The sequence below is a fragment of the Roseibium sp. genome (assembly GCF_048260565.1).
In the GTDB taxonomy this organism is placed as follows: domain Bacteria; phylum Pseudomonadota; class Alphaproteobacteria; order Rhizobiales; family Stappiaceae; genus Roseibium.
Genome location: NZ_JBLXGP010000013.1, coordinates 66,064 through 86,429, shown reverse-complemented (window position 1 = coordinate 86,429; position 20,366 = coordinate 66,064). Strand labels below are relative to the sequence as shown.

Here is a 20,366-nt window from a genome sequence, read left to right as displayed (position 1 = left end):
GAAAAATTCATGACCAGCACGATGGACGGGGCACCCGTCGTTCTGAGCCTTACGCGGATCACCAAACGCTTCGGCGCGCTGACCGCCAATGACGACGTCTCCCTGGATCTGCACCGCGGCGAGATCCTGGCCCTTCTCGGCGAGAACGGCGCCGGCAAGACCACCCTGATGAACATCCTGTTCGGCCATTATGTCGCCGATGAAGGAACTGTCGAAGTGGCGGGTCCGGATGGCACGCTGCGGGAGCTTGAGCCCGGCTCGCCCCATGCGGCGCTGAATGCGGGGATCGGCATGGTCCACCAGCATTTCACTCTCGCGGAAAACCTCTCCGCGCTTGAAAATATCCTGCTCGGCACCGAGCCGCTTTCCAGTTTCAGCTCCGCCCGCGGCAAGGCCCGCAAGCATTTGGGCGACCTGATGCAGCGCTCCGGCCTGACCGTCGATCTCAACGCCCGTATTTCCGCCCTCTCCGTCGGCGAGAAGCAGCGGGTAGAAATCCTGAAAGCGCTTTACCGGGATGCGCGGGTGCTGGTGCTCGACGAACCGACCGCCGTGCTCACGCCGCAGCAATCCGACACGCTGTTTTCCACCTTAAAGAAACTCGCCGCCGACGGTCTCGGCATCATCTTCATTTCCCACAAGCTGGACGAGGTGCTGGCAGCGTCCGACCGGATCGGCGTCCTGCGCGGCGGCCGCAAGGTGGCGGACCAGCCGACCGCCGGCTGCGACAAGCGCCAGCTCGCCGAACTGATGGTCGGCAAGAGCGTGCCGGAAAGCACTCGCACGCCGCAGCAACCGGGCGCGGCCCTTCTCGTTCTGTCCCAGGTTTCCACGGGCACCGGCCGCGACGCGTTGCATGCGGTCGAGCTGGAGCTTCTTTCCGGAGAAATTCTCGGCATTGCCGGCGTTTCGGGCAATGGCCAGGGCACGCTCGCCAAGGTCATTTCCGGTCTGGAATCGCCTATTTCGGGAACCGTCAGCCTCAACGGCAAGCCGCTGACGCGGGCGTCGGCACGAGGCATGATCGATGCCGGCATCGCCCGCATACCGGAAGACCGGCACCGGGACGGCATTGTCGGCCCCATGTCGGTCGCCGAAAACCTTGCCATCGAGACAATCCGCAAGCCGGAAAACCAGCGCTTCGGCTTCCTGCGTTTCGATGCCATCGCCGCCCGCGCCAAGGAGGCGATTGCCGCCTATGACATCCGCTGCCAGGGCGGCAACGCACCGGCACGGTTGCTCTCCGGTGGCAACATCCAGAAGATCGTCCTTGCCCGGACGCTCGATTCCGATCCCATCGTCGTGCTCGCCGCCCAACCCTCGCGCGGGCTTGATGTAGGCGCCACCGCTGATGTCCACCGCCGCCTCCTCGAGGCCCGGGCCCGTGGTGCCGGTGTCATCCTGATTTCCGAGGACCTGGACGAACTCATGCGCCTGTCGGACCGGATTGCCGTCATCCATCGCGGACATCTCTCTTCCGCCGAAAAAACCGAAAACCTCGACCGGGGGACACTCGGCCTGCGCATGGCCGGACACAGCGAGGAGCAGGCCGCATGATCCGTTTCGAACCGCGCGAGCCGGCCTCCCTCTCCCGCCTGGTCCTCGTTCCCGTGGCGGCCGCGCTTGTCGCGCTGGCGTTGGCCGCGATCCCGATGGCTTTTGCCGGCCTCAACATCTTCAAGGCCTACGGGCTGATGGCGACCGGCGCCTTCGGCTCCCTGTTCGCCTTTACCGAGATGCTCACTCGGGCAACACCGCTGATCCTGACCGGCCTTGCCGCCGCACTCGCCTTCCGGGCGAAGCTCTGGAACATCGGTGCGGAGGGCCAGCTTTATGCCGGCGCCCTTGCCGCCGTTGCCGTGGGCACCGGAGTGATCGATGCGCCGTCCTTCGTGCTGATCCCGCTGGTGGTCTTCTGCGGCGCCCTTGCCGGCGGGCTGGTCATGCTCGGACCGACCTTGCTCAAGACCCGGCTCGGCGTCGACGAAGTGGTCACCACCCTGCTGCTCAACTTCGTCATCCTGCTTTTCGTGCAGATGATGCTCGAGGGGCCGATGAAGGATCCGATGGGCATGGGCTGGCCCCAGTCCGAACCGATGCTGGACGCCGCCGCCCTGCCGAAGCTGATGGCGCGCATGCGCATCCATGGCGGCCTGATCATCGCGCTGGTCGCGGCGCTTGGCGTCTATCTTCTTCTCAAACGCACCGTCTGGGGCTTTGAAATCCGCGCCGTCGGCGAAAACGCCAATGCCGCCCGACATGCCGGCATTCCGGTGACGGCGACCTTCATCCGGGTCGGTCTGATTTCCGGCGCGCTCGCCGGGCTTGCCGGTGTCGGCGAGGTCGCGGGCCTGAAAGGCTATCTCACCGCCGACCTGTCACCCGGCTTCGGTTATTCCGGGATCGTGGTCGCCATGCTGGCCGGGCTCAACCCGATCGGCGTGGTTGTCGCGGCGCTCTTCATCGCCAGCATTTTCGTTGGAGCCGATTCCATGTCGCGCGCCACCGGCGTCTCCAACTACCTGGCGGACCTGATCGTCGCCATGTCGCTGATTTCGGTGCTGGTCTCAGGTCTTTTCCTCCGGTTCCGGATCCGCTTCGTCGGTCAACGGCACGCGGAAGGAGCGGCGAAATGAGCGATATTCTCGACATTCTCCTTGCCGCCAATTTCTGGGCCGCAGCCCTGCGGATCGCCACGCCGCTGATCTTCGGCGTGATCGGCGCCCTCGTCTGCGAGCGCGCCGGTGTGCTGAACCTCGGCATCGAGGGTATCTTCACCGCCGGGGCCATGGCCGGCTGGCTGGCGGTCTGGTTGGGCGCCGGGCTTTGGGGCGGCGTGCTGGTCGCAGCGCTCGCCGGTGGCTTCTTCGGCCTGATCCACGCGATCCTGACCGTGCCGCTCGGCCTGTCCCAGCATGTGTCGGGTATCGGCGTCACGCTGTTCGCGACCTCGCTCAGCTATTTCATCTACCGCACGGCGCTGCCGGACGTGTCCTCGCCGCCGCGCATCGAGGCGTTCAAGCCGCTCGATATTCCGGTCCTCTCCGACCTGCCCTTCATCGGCCCGGCCCTGTTCCAGCAGACGGCGCTGACCTTCCTGGCGCTTGCGGTGGTCGCGGTCACCGCCTTCGTGCTCTACCGCACGCCGCTCGGGCTTGCGATCCGGGCGGTCGGCGACAATCCGTCGGCGGTGGAGTCCCAGGGGCTTTCCGTCTACGGCCTCAGGATCGGCGCGGTCGTCGCCGGGTCCGCGATGATGGCGCTCGGCGGCGCCTTCCTGACCATGTCGGCCTTCGACGCCTTCTTCTTCGGCATGGTCAACGGCCGCGGCTGGATCTGCATCGCGCTAACCGTCTTCGCCTCCTGGCGTCCGGGCAAGGCGCTGCTCGGCGCGCTTCTCTTCGGCGCCTTCGACGCCTTCCAGGTGCGGCTGCAGACGGAAGTCGGCAGCTTCATTCCCGGGCAGGTGTTCCTGATGATGCCCTATCTCCTGTCGATCGCCGCCCTTGTGCTGGTGGCCCGCAAGGCGGATTATCCGCGCGCACTTCTCGTGCCCTATTTCCGCGGCCAGCGATAAGAGGAAAGACATTGCCATGAGCCTCGATCTGCTGATCAAGAACGCCAATCTTCCCGATGGCCGCACCGGCGTCGACATTGCTTGCGAAGCCGGCCGGATCACCGCCGTCGAGCCGGGCATCACGGCGGAAGCGGCGCGCACCATAGATGCGAATGGCCAGCTGGTGTCGCCGCCCTTCATCGACTGCCATTTCCATATGGACGCGACGCTCTCCCTCGGCCTGCCGCGCATGAACGAGAGCGGCACGCTTCTGGAAGGCATTGCGCTCTGGGGTGAGCTTAAGGAAATCCTGACCGTCGATGCGGTGGTCGAGCGGGCGTTGCGCTACTGCGACCTTGCCGTCAGCCAGGGCCTTCTCGCGATCCGCAGCCACGTGGACGTCTGCGACGACAGGCTGACCGGCGTCGAGGGGCTGCTGGAGGTCCGGGAGAAAGTCGCGCCCTACATCGACCTGCAACTGGTCGCCTTCCCGCAGGACGGGCTGTTCCGTTCGCCGAATGCGGAGAAGAACCTTTTGAGGGCGCTGGACATGGGCGTCGACATCGTCGGCGGCATTCCTCATTTCGAGCGCACCATGGAAGACGGCGCCCGTTCGGTGAGATGGCTGTGCGAGATCGCGGCCGACCGCGGGCTGATGGTCGATCTCCACTGCGACGAGACCGACGATCCGATGTCGCGCCACATCGAGACGCTCGCCTTTGAAACCCAGCGGCTGGGGCTGCAGGGCCGCACCGCCGGCTCCCACCTCACCTCCATGCATTCCATGGACAATTACTATGTCTCGAAGCTGTTGCCGCTGATGGCCGAAGCGGAAGTGCATGCGATCGCCAATCCGCTGATCAACATCACCCTGCAGGGCCGCCACGACACCTATCCGAAGCGGCGCGGCCAGACCCGGGTGCCGGAAATGCGCGGCTACGGCATCAACGTCGCTTTCGGCCACGACTGCGTGATGGACCCCTGGTATTCCATGGGCTCGGGCGACATGCTGGAAGTGGCCAGCATGGGTCTGCATGTGGGCCAGATGACCAGCCGCGAGGCGATGCGCTACGCCTTCGACTGCGTCACCACCCACCCGGCGAAGATCATGGGGCTGGAAGGCTATGGCGTCGACAAGGGCTGCAAGGCCGACTTCGTTCTGCTGCAGGCCCGCGACACCATCGAGGCCATCCGGCTGAAGGCGACCCGCCTTGCCGTCGTCAGGGCCGGCAAGGTGATTTCGGAGACGCCGCCGAGGGTTGCCGCACTCTCTCTGCCCGGCCGGCCGGATACGGTCGATCCGGCGGATTATGCACCGGGTGGGAACTGAATCTCCTACAGAACCGGCCGAATTGGTTCCGGCCGGCTGTCAGGTCGTTCAGTTGCCGGACCTGAGGCGCGCGAGGATTTCCTCGGCGATGTCCTGACGGACCTTGCCGAGGGATTTCAGTTCGCTGGCGACCTTGTCGACTTCCTCGCCCACGGCGCCGACCATCAGGGCCACGTTCTGGGCATGCAGCGCCATGTGGCCCTTCTGAATGCCGGTCGTTGCCAGGGCGCGCATGGCGCCGAAGTTCTGGGCGAGGCCGACCGCGACGATGATGCGCGCCAACTCGTCTGCAGTCTTCACGCCAAGGATCTTCAGGTTGGCCTGGGCCGTCGGGTGGATCCTGGTGGCGCCGCCGATCAGGCCCACGGCCATCGGCATTTCCAGAATGCCGACGAGGTTGCCGTCGCCGTCCTTTTCCCAGCGGGTCATGGAACGGTAGCGGCCATCCTTGGCCGCATAGGCATGGGCGCCGGCCTCGATGGCGCGGGTGTCGTTGCCGGTGGCAAGAACCACGGCGCTGATGCCGTTCATGATGCCCTTGTTGTGGGTCGCGGCCCGGTAAGGATCGGCATCGGCGAAGTAATAGGCCGACAGCATGTCGTCACGCACCTGTTCACCGCCGATTTCGGCCAGCGGCCAGACCGCGCGCACGCGGGCGACCCGCCGGTCGGCCAGGTTCGTCAGGATGCGCAGCAGGCTGCGGGCACCGGTCCATTCCTCGAGCTTCGGCGCCAGGGCCTCGGCCATGCTGTTGACCGCATTGGCGCCCATGGCGTCGCGGGTGTCGACGATGATATGGACCACCGTCATCGGGCCTTCGGCGCTGTCGACCACGCGGATATCCAGATCGCGGAAACCGCCGCCGAATTTCAGGAGCAGCGGATCAGTCGCGTCGCAGATCTCCTTGATCTCGTCGAAACGCTCCAACACCTTCAGGCGCACGTTTTCCGGATCACTTGCCCCCAGCAGCTGGATCTGTGCGGCCATGATCGGCCCGCTGGTCGACGTCTTGAAGCCGCCGGTCGGGCGGCAGCGCTTTGCCGAATTGCAGACGGCCGCAATGACGGAGGATTCCTCGGTCGCCATCGGAACCAGCACATCCCGTCCGTCCACGGTCATGTTGGTGGCGACGCCGACCGGAATGGCCATGCTGGAAATAGCGTTTTCAACCAGCCGGTCGGCCAGTTCGATCTGGCCGGAGGCCGCATCGGCGAGGCTCGCCACGGCTTCGTTGTCGAGGCCTGCCTGACGTGCCACGGCCTGAAGCCGGGCGTCCGGGGTCATCTTGTGAAGGCCTTCAATACGGGACGATTTGACGTCGCTCATCGGATGTCCTGTCGTTTGAACGTTAGTTGATCATGGATTTGGGCAGCCAGAGCACGAGCTCCGGGAAAAGCGCACAGATCAGAATGCCGAGCGCCTGGAGAAGGATGAACGGAACGATGGCACGGTAGACCGTTCCCATGCCGATCCCGGCCGGCAGAACGCCTTTCATGTAGAAGAGCGTGTAGCCGAAGGGCGGGGAGATGTAGGCCATCTGCGCCGAGACCAGGAACAGGATGCCGAACCAGAGCCGGTCGAACTGCAGGAAATCGATCACCGGCAGGAAGACGGGTACGCACAGGAGAATGATGCCCATCTCATCCAGGAACATGCCCAGGAAGAACAGGATCGCCAGCATGACCGCCAGGACCACCCAGGGGCTGGCGTCGAGGTTCTGGATGAAGGACAGCAGGAAATCCGCGCCGCCGGTTCCGGTGAAGATGGCCACGAAGGCACGCGCGCCGATGGTGATCCAAAGGATCATGGTGGTCACCTTGACCACATCCATCGCGACGCCGGAGACAAGCTCCCAGCCGAGACGCCGCTCGACCGCTGCCGAGATAAAGGCCAGGACAACGCCCACGGCGGCGGCTTCGGTCGGGGTGGCAACCCCCATGTAGATCGTGCCGAGCACACCGACGATGATGAAGAGCGGCAAGATCAGCGACTTCAGCGAGGCGATCCGCTCGGGCCAGCTCACAGCCCCCTCGTCGTCCGCGGGACGCGGGGCGACCGAAGGGTCGAGTGCGGAACGCAACACGATATAGCCGATATAGAGCGAGGCGAGCAGCAGGCCCGGCACGACGCCGGCAATGAACATCTGCCCGATGGAGGCCTGCGCCGTTACCGCATAGACGATGGTGATGACCGACGGCGGAATCAGAATCCCGAGCGTGCCGCCGGCGCAGATCGTGCCGATCGCCAGTTCCGGGCTGTATTTGCGCTTCAGCATGGACGGCAGGGCCAGCATGCCCATGGCCGCCACGGCGGCGCCGACGATGCCGGTCATGGCCGCGATGATGGTGCAGATGGCGATGGTTCCGACGGCCAGACCACCCGGAAGCCTGCGGGACCAGAGTTCCATCGCCTTGTAGAGGCTTTCGATGACGCCTGAGCGTTGCAGGACGCTGGCCATCATGACATAGAGCGGGATCGCCAGAAGCGCTTCCGAGGTCATGGTGGCATAGAGATTGAGCACCGTGACGGTCAGCGCCGCCGGTCCCCACAGGGCAAGGGTGAACACCAGCGCCAGAGCACCGAGGGTGAACGCCAGGGGCACGCCGGTCAGAAGCAGCCCGACGAGGCTGGCGAACATGACGGCAAGAACGAGTTCGGAACTCATGCGTCGGCTCCAATCTCATTGGTGTCCTTGCCGCGCGCGGCCTGAACGATTTCAACCAGCGCCTGGGCAAACAGCATGGCGAAGGCCAGCGGCACGATGAATTTCAACCACCAGATCGGCGGGTTCCAGGCGGAGAAGCTGGTTTCACCCATGCCGTAGGCATTCATCGCAAGTGGCCAGCTGACCACCGCGAAGACACCGGCGAAGACGGCAACGACGAGATGGGTGAAGATCCCGGCGAGCACATGGGGGACGCCGCTCAGTTTCGCGCTGAAGATGTCGACCGCCACATGTCCCTTGAGATGCAGCAGATAGGGTCCGGCGAGCATGAAATGCGGGCCGAACACCAGGGTGCTGGCCTCCATCGCCCACACGGTCGGCGCATCGAAGGCATAACGCGCGACGACTTCGTAGAGAAGCATCGGCACCACGGCGAAGATCGCCGCGGCGGCGATCACGAACAGGATCCGGTTCACACCGGTGATAAAGACGCAGACTGCGTTCATGAGGGTCGCGACCAGCGCATTTCGGATGTCAGATAAAAGAGGCAGGCAGTGCAGTCTGCACCGCCTGCCCAGGGGGAGGAAGCGGGGTCAGATGAGGCCCAGGGAGGTCATGAAGTCGATCTGTCCTGCGACCACGCGGTTCGCCAGATCGTCACCCTTGGTGGCCTTCTTCCAGGAGTCGACCGCCTTGACGCGCGTCGTGGCGACGTCGCTGTCGTCCAGGCGGATGATTTCGACTTCCTGTTCCTTGTATTTCTTCAGCACTTCGGTGTTCTGGACGATGATGTGCTGGCGCAGGGAACCGGAGATCTCTCGGGCGGCGACCGCAAGGGCTGCCTTGTAGGCATCCGGCAGGCCCTGGTAGGCGGCCTGGTTGGCGACATAGCTGGTCGCCGTCGTCGGCTGATGGACGCCCGGAAGGATGATGTATTTGGCAACCTCGCCGAGACCGGCTTCGTAGTTCGCTGTCAGGTCGCCGCGGTCGGCAAAGTCGATCAGGCCCTTTTCAAGGGCGGTATAGACTTCGGCGGTCGCCATCGGCGTCACGGCGACGCCCAGATCGCCCATCACGGCAGCGGCCAGACCAACGAAACGGCCCTTCTTGCCGGCCATGTCGGCGATGCTTTCCATCTTGATCTTCGAATGGATCGGCTCTTCGCCGTAGACGGTCGGTGCGATATAGAACAGACCTGCCTTCGCATAGGCTTCGCGTGCCAGATCGAGGCCGCCGAGCTCATAGAACCAGGCTTCGTACTGGTCCGGATCCGGGAAGCCGAAGGGGATGGTGGAGGTGAAGGCGAAGGCCGGGATCTTGCCGGCTTCATAGCCGTCGAAGGTCTTCATCATCTCGAAGGCGCCGGCGCGAACCGCATCGAAGGCCTGGTTTGCCGGAACGAGCTGCCCGGCGGAAAACAGGTTGATCTTGAAATTGCCGTCTGTCAGCTCGGCGACCCGCGCGACGAATTTCTTTTCGAATTCATAAGGCGTGGTGCCTGCGTCCCAGAGCGCCTGCATGCGCCATTCGACGGTTTCCTGAGCCTGCGCGACGCTCGGTGCCGCCAGAGCAGCTCCACCGAATGCGGTACCAACCAGCAGGCGACGCCTATTCACTTCCGTCATGTTGTCCTCCCAAGGAACAGTGGTGTTATTTGTCCATTGGTCTAATCTGTCCTAAAATTAACTGGGACAATCAAGGGACAGTTGGGACTGATTCTTCAGACACTGTACCAGAAGTTTTGGAGGGACAATTTCAATGAGCGACAGTTTGAGCGAAGGGCCGAAACGCACATCGCGCGTCGACCGCATCGTTGAGAAAGTCGCGCTGATGCTGGAAGCCGGTGCATACAAGACCTTCGAGCGCCTGCCGTCGATCCGGCAGGCCGCGCGTGAGCACGGCGTCTCGAAAAACACCATGGCCGAGGCCTATGACCGGCTCGTGGCCAGGGGCCTGCTCGAGGCGCGGGCGGGGTCCGGCTATTACATTGCCCAATTCAAGGCGCCCAACCCCGCCCCGCCCGCACCGCATGTCACGGCAGCCGTGGACGCGGTCTCGCTCCTGCGCGAACAGCTCGATCAGCATTACGAGGTCCGGCCCGGCGACGGGCGCCCACCCGCCTTCTGGATGGAAGGATCGGAATTGCGGCGGCATTTCGCCAATGCCAAGGCCCCCTATCCTGACGCGATCAACTTCGGCTACGGCAGCCCCTGGGGGTATGCGTCCTTGCGGGAGCGGTTGCGGGTCCTACTGCTGGAACGGTCGATTTCCGTCCAGCCCGAGGGGCTGCTTCTGACCCACGGCGTCAATCACGGGCTCGACCTCATCATCCGGCACCTGATCGAACCGGGCGATACGGTCTTTGTCGACGACCCGGGCTATTATCCGCTGTTCGCCAAGCTGACCTTCGCCAAGGCGGAAATCGTCGGCATCAAGCGAAACCACGACGGACCGGACCTGGAGGACCTGACCGCAAAGCTCGCCCTCCACCGGCCGAAAATGTTCGTCACCCAGTCCCATGCGCATAATCCGACGGGAAGTTCGCTATCACCGGCCTGCGCCTTCGGGCTGATGCAGCTTGCCGAACGCTGGGGATTCCTGCTGGTCGAGAACGATGCGCTTGCCGACATCGTGCCCGCCGCCCTGCCCCGGCTCGCTGCGCTCGACCAGCTCAACCGGGTCCTTTACGTCGGCACGTTTTCAAAGACATTGTCCGCCGGGCTGCGCTGCGGCTACGTCGCGGGAAATCCCTCCATCGTCCGCCGCTTGAACGACATCAAGATGATCACGTCCGTCGCCTCGTCCGACCATGTGGAACGCTTCGTGTTCAACCTGATCCAGGCCGGCCACTATCTGCGTCACCTGCGCCGGCTCAAGACCCGCGTGGAAGAGGCCCACAAGGCCGCCCATGCCCAAATGGAAGCGCTCGGCCTGTCGGTCCGGGAAAGCGCGACATCGGGCTTTTATCTCTGGACCGAGTTCCCCGAGACGATCGACGAGCTCGAGCTGTGCCGGAAGGCCGCGGAGCAAAGCATCTTTATTGCGCCCGGCTCCGTCTTCCGGCCGAACCGGAAGGAGCGGCAACGCGCGGCCATGCGGGTCAATGTCGCCTATGGAACCGATCCGAAATTCGTCTCGTTTCTCGAAAATTTCCTGGGGCAAAGATGAATCGGCTCTTTCAAACGCCGAAGCGCACCTGAAAGAGCCGGTTACTTCATCAAAACGCGCGCCGCCGCGTTGCGGGCGTGATCGGCCACGCTCGGGTCGCGGGTGATCAGGGCGGCGACGATGGCGCCGTCGATCAGAAGCCCCAATTCGTGAGTAAGGCCTTCCGGATCGGACGGCCGGGCGTCCTTCGCCAGGTCCCGGATCTTGTCCAGCACCACAGTCTTGTGGCGGATTGCGATGTCGCGCAGACGATCATCGTCCTTGTCGTGCTCGCCGACCGCGTTGATGAAGGGACAGCCGTGGAAGTTCTCTTCGCAGAACCAGCGCTTCAGCACGTCGAACAGGTTGACCAGCTTGTTGGTGGCATCGCCCGGAATGGCGTCCACTTCGGCGACGAACCACTTGCGCCACTGCTCGCCTTCCCGCTCGAGAACGGCTTCCACCAAACCTTCCTTGGACCCGAACGCTTTATACAGGGTGGTTTTGGCGGTGCCGGCAGCCGCGACCACCGCGTCGACACCGGTCGCATTGATGCCGTGCCGGCAAAACAGGTCGGAGGCGGCCAGCAGCAGCCGCTCTTTCGCGCCGCCGCCACGTCCTTCCGCGCCTTTTTCCAATTCAAAAACCGTCGCCAAAATTGCCCCCAGAAGAATACAGATCTGTATCCTACTCGTAACGCAACGGGAGACCGATTGCAATATTATGAAGCCGGTCCGTGAGGCTGTTAAAAAAGTGAACCCGAGGTACACTCGCTCAGAAAATAGGCTGTTTTTCAGGCAATCGCGCGCATTATGTGCAGTGCAGCAAGCTCAAAAAACTGACCCGATCTGAATTTCCGTTTAAGATTCAAGGCAACCGGAGCCTTTCCCCCAGTTGGCACGCTACGTGCAAATCCATCGAAAAGAAAACAGAACGGTTTGTTTCCTTTTCGAGGAGCTTGATGGTGAAGGGTGCACATATAAAGGCAACGGGGATCTCCCACACATACCGGCGCGGGGCCACCAAGGCCCTGGACGGTATCGACCTGGAGATCCAGCCCGGCGAGGCGATTGCCCTGATCGGGCGCTCCGGTTGCGGCAAGTCCACCCTGCTGCACATTCTCTCCGGCCTGTCCCAGGCGAGCGAAGGCACGGTCCATGTGGACGGCGCGCTCGTCACCGGTCCATCGCCCAGCCGGGTGATGATGTTCCAGGCGCCGAGCCTCTATCCCTGGATGACAGTGGAACAGAACGTCGCCATCGGCCTCAAGTTCAACGGACGGATGCGCGAGGCAAGGACCCGGGTGCCGGAAATGCTCGAGCTCGTAGAGCTCGGCTCCTATGCCAAGCGTAATGTCCAGGACCTGTCCGGCGGCCAGCAGCAGCGCGTGGCGCTGGCCCGTTCCCTGGTCCTCAACCCGCAGATCCTGTTTCTCGACGAACCGCTGTCGGCCCTCGATGCCTTTACCCGCCATGCCCTGCAGCGCGACATCCGCCGCATCGCCGCGGAAATGGGCATCACCCTGGTGCTGGTCACCCACGACATCAACGAAGCCGTGATGATGGCCGACCGGGCGCTGGTGATGAAGGCCAACCCGGGACGGTTTTCGGCGGAAGTCGCCATTCCGATCGATGGCGACCGGGCTCCGTCAAGCCACGAATTCGGGGCCGCCAAGGTCGCCCTGGTCGAAGCCTACGAAGGTGCGGCCGGCCTCACCATGGCCGAAACCGCGGCACCGGACCGGCTTCCTGCCGCAACTGAACCCGCTCCGGCGCGGGTGCGGGCCATCAAGTGAATGAACCCACCTTCCAGAAACAAGGGGAATGAAATGGTCGACAAGAAGCACGGACAGACAGACGGCAACAACACCGGCAACCTGGATTGGGATGACGAATACGTCCCCAGCGATTTCACCCGGCGCCAGACGCTGGACATGTTTGCAGCCGGCGGTCTGATGGCAGCCCTTGGCCCGCTGATCGGCGCCATGAACTCTCCGGCCTTCGCTGCCGCTGACGACGAGATCGTGCGCATCGGCTACCTGCCGATCACCGACGCGACCGCGCTCCTGGTCGCCCATGGCATGGGCTACTTCGCGGACGAAGGCCTGACCGCCGAGCGTCCGACCCTGATCCGTGGCTGGTCGCCGCTGGTGGAAGGCTTTGTTTCCGGCAAGTTCAACCTGGTGCACTTCCTGAAGCCGATCCCGGTCTGGATGCGCTACAACAACAACATCCCGGTCAAGCTGATGGCCTGGGCCCACACCAACGGCTCCGGCCTGGTCGTCGGCGGCCATACCGACATCACCGACTTCTCGCAACTCGGCGGCAAGCAGGTTGCCGTTCCCTTCTGGTACTCCATGCACAACATCGTGCTGCAGTACGCCCTGCGCCAATCGGGCGTGAAGGCCGTGATCAAGGGCGAAGGCGAGCCGCTCGCCGCCGACGAATGCAACCTGCAGATCCTGCCACCGCCGGAAATGCCGGCAGCGCTGGCCAGCCGCAAGATCGACGCCTACATCGTCGCCGAACCGTTCAACGCGCTCGGCGAAATCAAGGCCGGCGCGCGCATGCTGCGCTTCACCGGCGACGTCTGGAAGAACCATCCCTGCTGCGTGATCTGCATGCATGAGCAGGCCACGACCGAAAAGCAGGAATGGACCCAGAAGGTCATGAATGCCGTGGTCCGCGCCCAGATCTATTCCTCCCAGAACAAGGCCGAGGTTGCACGCCTGATGTCGAAGGACGGCGAAGGCTACCTGCCGATGCCGGCCAAGGTCGTCGAACGGGCCATGACGCTCTATTCCGACGATGAAGCCTACATCGAAAGCGGCGCGATCAAGCATGCCGAAAGCTGGGGCAATGGCCGGATCGATTTCCAGCCCTGGCCCTATCCCTCCGCGACCAAGCTGATCGTCGAGCAGATGAACAACACGGTTGTCGGCGGCGACACGACCTTCCTCGACAAGCTGGATCCGCAATTCGTGGCCGATGATCTCGTCAACTACGACTACGTCAAGGCGGCTCTGGAGAAGTATCCGGAGTGGAAGAACGATCCGTCGGTCAATCCGGGCGATCCCTTCAACCGTGAAGAGGTCCTGGAACTTTGACCCGGTCATCGCAACTCGCCATGGAACCGCCGGCGCCGCCGGCGGAGACCCCGGAGGAAGAAGGCGTGCAGGCCGCGCCTTCCGTCTCCGGGCGGAACAGGCATCTGGCCGGCATGGCGGAAAGCTTCCTTTATGCCCTCGCAGGCATGGCATTGTTGCTCGGTTTGTGGTGGCTCGGCGGCCGGATGGTGGAATCCAACCCGCGGCTGTTCGCCTTCGCGGACTTCGCGCCGGGACCGACTTTCGCCCGCCTGTTCGAAATGCTCGTCAGCGGTGAAGCGGCGGAAATGACCGGCCCCAGCCTCTACCGGGTCGGCTTCGGCCTGGGCTGGGCCGTTGCGATCGGCGTGCCGATGGGGATCCTGATCGGCTGGTTCGGCAAGGTCGGCAAACTGACCAACATTCCGTTCCAGTTCCTGCGCATGATCTCGCCGCTGTCCTGGATGCCGATCGCCGTGATGGCGTTCACGACCTGGGACAGTGCCATTGTTTTCCTGATCGGCATTGCCGCGGTCTGGCCAGTGCTGTTTTCCACCGCGGCCGGTCTGAAGCGGGTCGATCCGTCCTGGTTCAAGGTCGCCCGAAACCTGGGCGCCCGGCCCTGGCACATGCTGTTCACGATCATCCTGCCCGCGATCTCGCAGGACATCCTGACCGGCGTCCGCCTGGCGCTCGGCGTCGCCTGGATCGTGCTGGTCCCGGCGGAATACCTCGGCGTCACCTCGGGCCTCGGCTACTCGATCAACGATGCCCGCGACACCCTCGAATACGACCGACTGGCGGCCACCGTCGTCATCATCGGCATCATCGGCTTCGGCCTCGACTTCCTCTGCCAGCGTGCCATCGCACGGCTCAGCTGGCACCGCGAGGATTAACCCCGAAGGACCTGCCCCCGCAGGTCTCAACAAAGGAGAGAGAAATGTCCAGTCAACCCGCAACCGCCCTCACCGGGTGTCTTGCCCCCATCGACAAAGGCGGTCTTGAAGACCTGATCGAAAAAGGCAAGGCCGATCCGAAAGCGGTCAAGACGCTCAAGTGCAAGACCGTGGCCGAAGGCCGTTTCCGGCACGCCAACTACATCCGCGACCTGCAGCCCTACATCGTCGACGAACCCCCGGGACTGCTCGGCGACGACACCGCTCCGAACCCCTCGGAAGCCTCACTGGCAGCACTCGGCTCCTGCATCGCGGTCGGCCTGCACGCCAATGCCGTTCACCGCGGCATCACCATCAACTCGCTCGAAGTCGAGCTGGAAGGCGACCTGAACATCACCGCCGTCTGGGGCACCGGCGACGTCAGCGAAAAGCCGGTCGGTTTCACCGACGTGCGCATCATCGTCCACATGGACGCCGACGCACCGCAGGAAACCATCGACGAGCTGATCGCCCACGTTTGCCAGTGGTCGCCGGTGTTCAACACCTTCTCGCGTCCGGTGAACATGGTCGCAGAGTCGGCCTGACACGTCTGTCCGCCCCGTTCGCGGGGCGGACGTCCTTCAGGAGGGGCAAACCGCTTAGGAGCTGAAAAATGAACGTACAGGTACAGCCGAAAGAGCAGGCTTTCGAAGAGCCGGCAAGCATGATCGAACAGGTGGCACAGCTGGCTCAAAAGGACCTCGCCCCCCTGGTCCACGACATCGACCTCAAGGGTCACTACCCGGAAGACTTCATGCGCGCCCTCGGGACGCTTGGAGCCTATTCCGCCCACGCGCCGATGAACGGCAGCGGCAATTTCGACATCGAAAGCTCCGTGCGCGCCATGTCCGCGGTCAGCGAGCATTGCCTGTCGACCGGCTTCTGCGTCTGGTGCCAGGATGCGCTCGGCTGGTACATCGCCAACAGCGAGAACGACACGCTCAAGAGCACCATCGGAGCGAAGCTCCTGACCGGTGAAGCCCTTGGCGGCACCGGCCTCTCCAATCCGATGAAGACCCTGTTCGGTATCGAAAAGCTGAAGCTCAAGGCAGAGCGGGTTCCGGGCGGCTTTTCCGTGACCGGCATGCTGCCCTGGGTGTCCAATCTCGGCGACGACCACTATTTCGGCATCGTCTTTTCCCTGCCCGGCGAGAACGACCGGATGGTCATGGCCGTGGCCGACTGTTCGGCCGAAGGCGTCAAGATCGTCGCCAACGATGAATTCGTGGCGCTGGACGGCACGCGCACTTTCGCGATCCAGTTCCGACAGGCCTTCATCCCGGAAGAGCATGTGCTCGCCGACCCGATCGACAGCTATATTCCGAAGATCCGCGCGGGCTTCATCCTGCTGCAGGCGGGCATGGCCTTTGGCCTGATCAAGAACTGCATCGACCTGATGGAACAGGCCGGCAATTCGCTCAGCCACGTCAACTGCTTCCTGCCGGATCAGCCCGCCGATTTCCGCGCGCAGCTGGCTGCGATGGAAGAGGAAGTCTACGACCTCTGCAAGACGCCGTTCGATCCGTCGAAAGAATATTTCGTGCGCGTGATCAAGGCCCGCCTGGCCGCCGGTGACGCTTCCGTCGCCGCTGCCCACAACGCCATGCTCCACTGCGGAGCACGCGGCTACGTCAAGCGCGGTGCCGCGCAGCGTCGCCTCCGCGAAGCCTATTTCGTCGCCATCGTGACGCCTGCCACCAAGCAGCTGCGCAAGATGCTGGCGGATCTCGGCGAGGCCTGAAAAGCCGCGCCGCAAAAAAGAGCGAAAAGCCAATTGCTCAAACAGAGGGGACCGGCCCTTCCCCGGTCGTCGGAGTGGAAAGGACAACAGACATGACGGACAAAAGCCTGATTTCACCAGCTGAACTGGAAAGCCTGGCTAAATCGGAACCTTGCGTGATCATCGACACGCGGGCGCCGGACGCCTTCGCCGCCGGGCACGTACCCGGTGCGGTCAATCTGCATGACATCTTCACCTATCTGGCGACCTCCTCGCCGGAAGGCATCGTCGAACTCAGGGACAAGTTCGCCGAGGAATTCGGCTCGGTCGGCCTGTCCGGGGCGGAAACCGCTGTCATCTACGAACAGTCGATGAACACCGGTTTCGGCCAGTCCTGCCGCGGCTACTTCCTGCTGCAATATCTCGGCTATCCGAAGATCAAGGTCCTGCACGGCGGGTTTGCTGCATGGACCGAGGCAGGCCTGCCGGTTTCCACGGAAGCCGCGGCACCTGAGCCGAAGACCTTCCCGATGACCGACGCCGGCAAGGACCTGATGATGGACGCGGCGGCAATGCTCGACGCGGTCAAGGACGCCGCCGTGGTCAAGCTCGACGTCCGCGACATCGACGAGTGGATCGCGGAAAGCTCTTCTCCCTATGGCAAGGACTTCTGCCCGCGCAAGGGACGGATACCGGGCGCCAAGTGGCTGGAGTGGTATCGGATGATGAAGCCGACCCCGGCCGGTCCGATGCTCAAGAGCAAGGAAGAAGTGCTCGCGGAATGCGCGACCGTGGGCATCACGCCGGACACGCCGGTTGCCCTCTACTGCTTCAAGGGCGCGCGCGCCTCGAACACCTACCTGGCGCTCAAGGAAGCCGGCGTGAAGGACGTGAAGATCTACTTCGGGTCCTGGAACGAGTGGTCCCGCGACCCGTCGCTGCCGATCGAGGAAGGCCTGCCCTATTAAGGCCTGACGTCAAAATCGCATGGGACGCACATGCAGCCGCGCCCCATGCGGTTCTTCCGAAATAACAAGCAATCGAAACAGACACGACCCATGACGGACCCTATCCTCATCGTCGGCGCCGGCCAGGCCGGCATCAAGGCGGCGGAAACCCTGCGCCAGAAAGGCTATGACGGCGATCTCGTCCTGTTCGGCGACGAGGCCTTCCTGCCCTACCAGCGGCCGCCGCTGTCGAAAGCCTATCTGAAAGGCGAAATGGACGAGGAGCGTCTGTTCCTGCGGCCGGAAGCCTATTTCGAAACGGCCTCGGTCGAACTGCGCACCAGGACCTCGGTCGCGTCCATCGATCCGGCGGCCAGAAGCATCGCCCTCTCAAACGGCACCCGAATGCCCTATTCGTCCCTGCTGCTTGCAACCGGTACAAGGGCACGGCAGATCCCGCTGGAGGGTGCCACCCTGGACGGCGTGTTTTCGCTCCGGACAATGGCCGATGTCGCCGCCATCCGGGAAACGCTCGCAGGGGCTGAAAACGTGGTCATTCTGGGCGGCGGTTATATCGGCATGGAATTCGCGGCCGTCGCCGCCGGGCTTGGCAAGACTGTCACGGTCATCGAGGCCTGCCATCGGGTTATGGAACGCTCCGTCGCGCCGGAAATCTCGACCTATTTCCAGAAGCTGCACAGGGCTCACGGCGTCACCCTGCGCTTGGAGCAGAAAGTCGAACGCCTGACCGGTGACACCACTGTCACCGGCGTTGCGCTCGGCGACGGCTCGCAAATCCCGGCAGATCTGGTGCTTCTGGCCGTCGGCGCCGTTCCGGTCACCGGGCTTGCCGAGAACGCCGGTCTTGCCGTCGGCAACGGCATCGCCGTCGACGCCTATGCCCGCACATCGGCACCCGGCATCTATGCCGCAGGCGACTGCACCGAATTCCCTTCAGCGCGCTACGGCCGGACCATCCGGCTGGAAAGCGTTCAAAACGCAATCGACCAGGCCAGGATCGTCGCAGGCAGCATGCTCGGCGAAACCACCGCCTACGATCCGGTTCCCTGGTTCTGGTCCGACCAGTACGACGCCAAGCTGCAGATCGCCGGCCTGTCTTCCGGCTACGACCGGACCGAACTGGAAGGCGATTACGATGAGGGCCGTTTTGCCCTGAAATATTTCCTCGGCGACCGCCTGCTTGCCGTGGATACGGTCAACGCACCACGCGAGCACATGATGGCCCGCAAGACGCTCGCCCAGACAGGACCGGACAGCAACGGAACCCGCGAGGCTGCCGCCTGATCCGGGCCGGAAATACGCCCCACCCAACAACAGACACACGAACTTCAAAAGGAGCAAAGAAATGAGCGCTACCGAAACTGCACCTGCCCCGCTGTTGAGCAAACTGGAAATGACCGAGCTGATTATGGCGGCGAAGTTCGCCAAGCAGACAAGCTGGGCAGAGATCTCCAAGGCGGCTGGCATGTCCGACGTCTTCGTGGTTTCCGCCTGCCTCGGCCAGAACACCCTGCCGGCGGAAGCCGCCGCCAAGGTGGCCGCCTTCCTTGGTCTCGGCAACCGCACCAAGGACGTGGAAATCGCACTCCAGTTGCCGCCGAAGAAGGGCCAGGAAGCCGAGACCGTTTCCAAGGACCCGCTGATCTACCGTTTCTTCGAAATCACCTATGTCTACGGCGACACCATCAAGGAACTGATCCACGAGGAATTCGGCGACGGCATCATGAGCGCCATCGACTTCGACCTGAAGATCGACCGCATCCCGAATCCGAAGGGCGACCGCGTCCAGGTCACCATGACCGGCAAGTTCCTGCCCTATAACCAGTGGTAAGCAGTAAGCTTCCAAGATGAAAGAAGGGCCGGTGAGATCGATCTCACCGGCCTTTCATTTCTCTTATTTCCAATAGCAGACCGAGCGCTTAATCGTCTCAAAGCGTCTCTACATTCTTGCGCATGATGCGCATCACGCGCAGGAACGCTTCCAGGTCGTCCGGATCGGCTCCCTCGATCAGCTTCTCTTCGCGCTTGAGCGCAACGGCCAGGATCTCGTCGTGCAAGGCGTATCCGGCATCGTTCAGCCACCAGATCTTCCGGCGCGGATCCTGCTCCTGGGCCTGAAAGTCCAGGAACCCCCGTTCATGGAGACGGGTCAGCGCCCGGCTGGTCGCGGCCTTGTCGAGCGACACGACCTCACAGATCCTGGAGGCCGATATACGCGGCTCGATTGCCAGCATCGACACCACGCGCCATTCGACAATGCCGATGTCGAATTTTTCCAGGTAAAGCAGGGACGCCCCTCGGGACAGGGCATTGTTCACCGAGGACAGGAAGTAGGGGATATAGGTCGTGACATCGACGACCGCCCGTCCGTCCCGCGGTTTGGTCGGGCTCGAAACACGTCCTTCCGGACAGGTCTTCTTCCGGCTTTTGGGAGTGGTCCGCTCGGGCGTGTGCTTGTTCATGGGCGAAGGGGCTCTTCCGTCAGCGTGAAACCGGCATGCTCAGATCATCACCTGCCGGTGCATCCGCTATTCAAGCCCGACATATCCCCCATTTTCGCGGGAAAGTACACCGAGGCGTTGGTTCTTCCGAAGAATGACAGGCGATATCGGCCAGTGCCGGACAATGCCCCGATCATTGCTGACTGTCGGGAACATACACCGTCAGGCCGTCCATGCCGCCATCGACCGTAATCTGGCAGCCGAGGCGACTTCCCGCCTTCAGGTCCGCTGTCGCACATTCCAACATCTCGGTTTCTCCTTCCGACTTTTCCGGCAAACCGGCAAGCCAAGGTTCATCTACATAGACATGGCAAGTGGCGCACATCATCGATCCGCCGCATTCCCCGACGATGCCGTCGACGTTGTTGGCGACGGCCGCCTGCATGAGATTGTCTCCTTCGGGAACATCCACTTCGGTCTTTTGACCGGAGACCGAAACATAAGTGATCTTCACCAAGG

20 protein-coding genes are annotated in these 20,366 nt (G+C 63.2%); 13 read left to right on the top strand and 7 right to left on the bottom strand.

Going from position 1 to position 20,366, the window contains the following annotated elements; translation table 11 throughout:
- Window positions 1–9 precede the first annotated feature (9 nt).
- Genes ACN0SO_RS21895 through ACN0SO_RS21880 form a run of 4 tightly spaced genes read left to right on the top strand, consistent with a single transcriptional unit; the run spans window position 10 to window position 4,886 of the window.
- Window positions 10–1,557, top strand: coding sequence for an ABC transporter ATP-binding protein (locus tag ACN0SO_RS21895; protein ID WP_417681091.1), 1,548 nt, complete (start codon window positions 10–12; stop codon window positions 1,555–1,557).
- Window positions 1,554–2,636: an ABC transporter permease gene (locus ACN0SO_RS21890; protein ID WP_417681090.1), complete on the top strand. Its 1,083-nt coding sequence runs from the start codon at window positions 1,554–1,556 to the stop codon at window positions 2,634–2,636. Before ACN0SO_RS21895 ends, ACN0SO_RS21890 begins: the two co-directional genes overlap by 4 nt.
- Window positions 2,633–3,577: an ABC transporter permease gene (locus ACN0SO_RS21885; protein ID WP_417681088.1), complete on the top strand. Its 945-nt coding sequence runs from the start codon at window positions 2,633–2,635 to the stop codon at window positions 3,575–3,577. Before ACN0SO_RS21890 ends, ACN0SO_RS21885 begins: the two co-directional genes overlap by 4 nt.
- A gap of 16 nt (window positions 3,578–3,593) precedes the next feature.
- On the top strand, window positions 3,594–4,886 hold the full coding sequence (locus tag ACN0SO_RS21880) for an amidohydrolase family protein (RefSeq protein ID WP_417681086.1): 1,293 nt from the start codon (window positions 3,594–3,596) through the stop codon (window positions 4,884–4,886).
- A gap of 48 nt (window positions 4,887–4,934) precedes the next feature.
- Here ACN0SO_RS21880 and ACN0SO_RS21875 read toward each other — a convergent pair whose 3' ends face one another.
- The 4 genes from ACN0SO_RS21875 to dctP all read right to left on the bottom strand — a co-directional run bounded on the left by ACN0SO_RS21875 (window position 4,935) and on the right by dctP (window position 9,176).
- Entirely contained in the window at window positions 4,935–6,212 is a 1,278-nt protein-coding gene (locus ACN0SO_RS21875) for a hydroxymethylglutaryl-CoA reductase, degradative (protein ID WP_417681084.1), read from the bottom strand.
- Between the two features lie 22 nt (window positions 6,213–6,234).
- The gene (locus ACN0SO_RS21870; RefSeq protein ID WP_417681082.1) at window positions 6,235–7,551 is read right to left on the bottom strand and encodes a TRAP transporter large permease; all 1,317 of its coding nucleotides are present in this window, start codon (window positions 7,549–7,551) and stop codon (window positions 6,235–6,237) included.
- The gene (locus ACN0SO_RS21865) at window positions 7,548–8,057 is read right to left on the bottom strand and encodes a TRAP transporter small permease subunit (protein WP_417681080.1); all 510 of its coding nucleotides are present in this window, start codon (window positions 8,055–8,057) and stop codon (window positions 7,548–7,550) included. Before ACN0SO_RS21865 ends, ACN0SO_RS21870 begins: the two co-directional genes overlap by 4 nt.
- Before the next feature lie 87 nt (window positions 8,058–8,144).
- A complete protein-coding gene (dctP, locus tag ACN0SO_RS21860; RefSeq protein WP_417681078.1) occupies window positions 8,145–9,176 on the bottom strand; it encodes a TRAP transporter substrate-binding protein DctP in 1,032 nt (343 codons plus the stop codon).
- A gap of 133 nt (window positions 9,177–9,309) precedes the next feature.
- Here dctP and ACN0SO_RS21855 point away from each other — a divergent pair, with 133 nt between their 5' ends.
- Entirely contained in the window at window positions 9,310–10,719 is a 1,410-nt protein-coding gene (locus ACN0SO_RS21855; protein ID WP_417681077.1) for a PLP-dependent aminotransferase family protein, read from the top strand.
- 41 nt (window positions 10,720–10,760) lie between these two features.
- Here the strand turns inward: ACN0SO_RS21855 and ACN0SO_RS21850 are convergent, their stop codons facing one another.
- Complete coding sequence (locus ACN0SO_RS21850; RefSeq protein ID WP_417681075.1) at window positions 10,761–11,354, bottom strand: TetR/AcrR family transcriptional regulator; 594 nt, start codon at window positions 11,352–11,354, stop codon at window positions 10,761–10,763.
- Window positions 11,355–11,662: 308 nt separating this feature from the next.
- Here ACN0SO_RS21850 and ACN0SO_RS21845 point away from each other — a divergent pair, with 308 nt between their 5' ends.
- The 8 genes from ACN0SO_RS21845 (at window position 11,663) to cynS (ending at window position 19,237) form a co-directional block, all read left to right on the top strand.
- Window positions 11,663–12,493, top strand: coding sequence for an ABC transporter ATP-binding protein (locus tag ACN0SO_RS21845; RefSeq protein WP_417681073.1), 831 nt, complete (start codon window positions 11,663–11,665; stop codon window positions 12,491–12,493).
- A gap of 33 nt (window positions 12,494–12,526) precedes the next feature.
- Window positions 12,527–13,804, top strand: coding sequence for an ABC transporter substrate-binding protein (locus tag ACN0SO_RS21840; protein ID WP_417681071.1), 1,278 nt, complete (start codon window positions 12,527–12,529; stop codon window positions 13,802–13,804).
- A 20-nt stretch (window positions 13,805–13,824) separates the two neighbouring features.
- The gene (locus ACN0SO_RS21835) at window positions 13,825–14,679 is read left to right on the top strand and encodes an ABC transporter permease (RefSeq protein ID WP_417681237.1); all 855 of its coding nucleotides are present in this window, start codon (window positions 13,825–13,827) and stop codon (window positions 14,677–14,679) included.
- 44 nt (window positions 14,680–14,723) lie between these two features.
- Complete coding sequence (locus ACN0SO_RS21830; protein WP_190291748.1) at window positions 14,724–15,263, top strand: OsmC family protein; 540 nt, start codon at window positions 14,724–14,726, stop codon at window positions 15,261–15,263.
- A 68-nt stretch (window positions 15,264–15,331) separates the two neighbouring features.
- A complete protein-coding gene (locus ACN0SO_RS21825; RefSeq protein ID WP_417681069.1) occupies window positions 15,332–16,459 on the top strand; it encodes an acyl-CoA dehydrogenase family protein in 1,128 nt (375 codons plus the stop codon).
- Between the two features lie 92 nt (window positions 16,460–16,551).
- Complete coding sequence (locus tag ACN0SO_RS21820; protein ID WP_417681067.1) at window positions 16,552–17,406, top strand: sulfurtransferase; 855 nt, start codon at window positions 16,552–16,554, stop codon at window positions 17,404–17,406.
- Between the two features lie 90 nt (window positions 17,407–17,496).
- Window positions 17,497–18,690 carry an NAD(P)/FAD-dependent oxidoreductase gene (locus ACN0SO_RS21815; RefSeq protein ID WP_417681065.1) on the top strand — a complete coding sequence of 398 codons (1,194 nt, stop codon included), beginning with the start codon at window positions 17,497–17,499 and terminating at the stop codon, window positions 18,688–18,690.
- Between the two features lie 61 nt (window positions 18,691–18,751).
- Window positions 18,752–19,237, top strand: coding sequence for a cyanase (cynS, locus tag ACN0SO_RS21810; protein ID WP_417681063.1), 486 nt, complete (start codon window positions 18,752–18,754; stop codon window positions 19,235–19,237).
- A gap of 97 nt (window positions 19,238–19,334) precedes the next feature.
- Here cynS and ACN0SO_RS21805 read toward each other — a convergent pair whose 3' ends face one another.
- Together ACN0SO_RS21805 and ACN0SO_RS21800 are read right to left on the bottom strand one after the other, a co-directional pair.
- Entirely contained in the window at window positions 19,335–19,868 is a 534-nt protein-coding gene (locus ACN0SO_RS21805; protein ID WP_417681061.1) for a MarR family winged helix-turn-helix transcriptional regulator, read from the bottom strand.
- A gap of 172 nt (window positions 19,869–20,040) precedes the next feature.
- Window positions 20,041–20,361, bottom strand: a complete 321-nt coding sequence (locus tag ACN0SO_RS21800; RefSeq protein ID WP_417681235.1) for a 2Fe-2S iron-sulfur cluster-binding protein — start codon at window positions 20,359–20,361, stop codon at window positions 20,041–20,043.
- Between the last annotated feature and the right edge of the window lie 5 nt (window positions 20,362–20,366).

Coding starts and splice junctions, on each gene's coding strand:
- ACN0SO_RS21855 (WP_417681077.1), top strand. CDS start 9,310: ATGAGCGACAGTTTGAGCGAAGGGCCGAAACGCACATCGCGCGTCGAC.
- ACN0SO_RS21815 (WP_417681065.1), top strand. CDS start 17,497: ATGACGGACCCTATCCTCATCGTCGGCGCCGGCCAGGCCGGCATCAAG.
- ACN0SO_RS21880 (WP_417681086.1), top strand. CDS start 3,594: ATGAGCCTCGATCTGCTGATCAAGAACGCCAATCTTCCCGATGGCCGC.
- ACN0SO_RS21825 (WP_417681069.1), top strand. CDS start 15,332: ATGAACGTACAGGTACAGCCGAAAGAGCAGGCTTTCGAAGAGCCGGCA.
- ACN0SO_RS21865 (WP_417681080.1), bottom strand. CDS start 8,057: ATGAACGCAGTCTGCGTCTTTATCACCGGTGTGAACCGGATCCTGTTC.
- ACN0SO_RS21890 (WP_417681090.1), top strand. CDS start 1,554: ATGATCCGTTTCGAACCGCGCGAGCCGGCCTCCCTCTCCCGCCTGGTC.
- ACN0SO_RS21805 (WP_417681061.1), bottom strand. CDS start 19,868: ATGAACAAGCACACGCCCGAGCGGACCACTCCCAAAAGCCGGAAGAAG.
- ACN0SO_RS21875 (WP_417681084.1), bottom strand. CDS start 6,212: ATGAGCGACGTCAAATCGTCCCGTATTGAAGGCCTTCACAAGATGACC.
- ACN0SO_RS21830 (WP_190291748.1), top strand. CDS start 14,724: ATGTCCAGTCAACCCGCAACCGCCCTCACCGGGTGTCTTGCCCCCATC.
- ACN0SO_RS21870 (WP_417681082.1), bottom strand. CDS start 7,551: ATGAGTTCCGAACTCGTTCTTGCCGTCATGTTCGCCAGCCTCGTCGGG.
- ACN0SO_RS21820 (WP_417681067.1), top strand. CDS start 16,552: ATGACGGACAAAAGCCTGATTTCACCAGCTGAACTGGAAAGCCTGGCT.
- ACN0SO_RS21895 (WP_417681091.1), top strand. CDS start 10: ATGACCAGCACGATGGACGGGGCACCCGTCGTTCTGAGCCTTACGCGG.
- ACN0SO_RS21840 (WP_417681071.1), top strand. CDS start 12,527: ATGGTCGACAAGAAGCACGGACAGACAGACGGCAACAACACCGGCAAC.
- dctP (WP_417681078.1), bottom strand. CDS start 9,176: ATGACGGAAGTGAATAGGCGTCGCCTGCTGGTTGGTACCGCATTCGGT.
- cynS (WP_417681063.1), top strand. CDS start 18,752: ATGAGCGCTACCGAAACTGCACCTGCCCCGCTGTTGAGCAAACTGGAA.
- ACN0SO_RS21835 (WP_417681237.1), top strand. CDS start 13,825: ATGGAACCGCCGGCGCCGCCGGCGGAGACCCCGGAGGAAGAAGGCGTG.
- ACN0SO_RS21885 (WP_417681088.1), top strand. CDS start 2,633: ATGAGCGATATTCTCGACATTCTCCTTGCCGCCAATTTCTGGGCCGCA.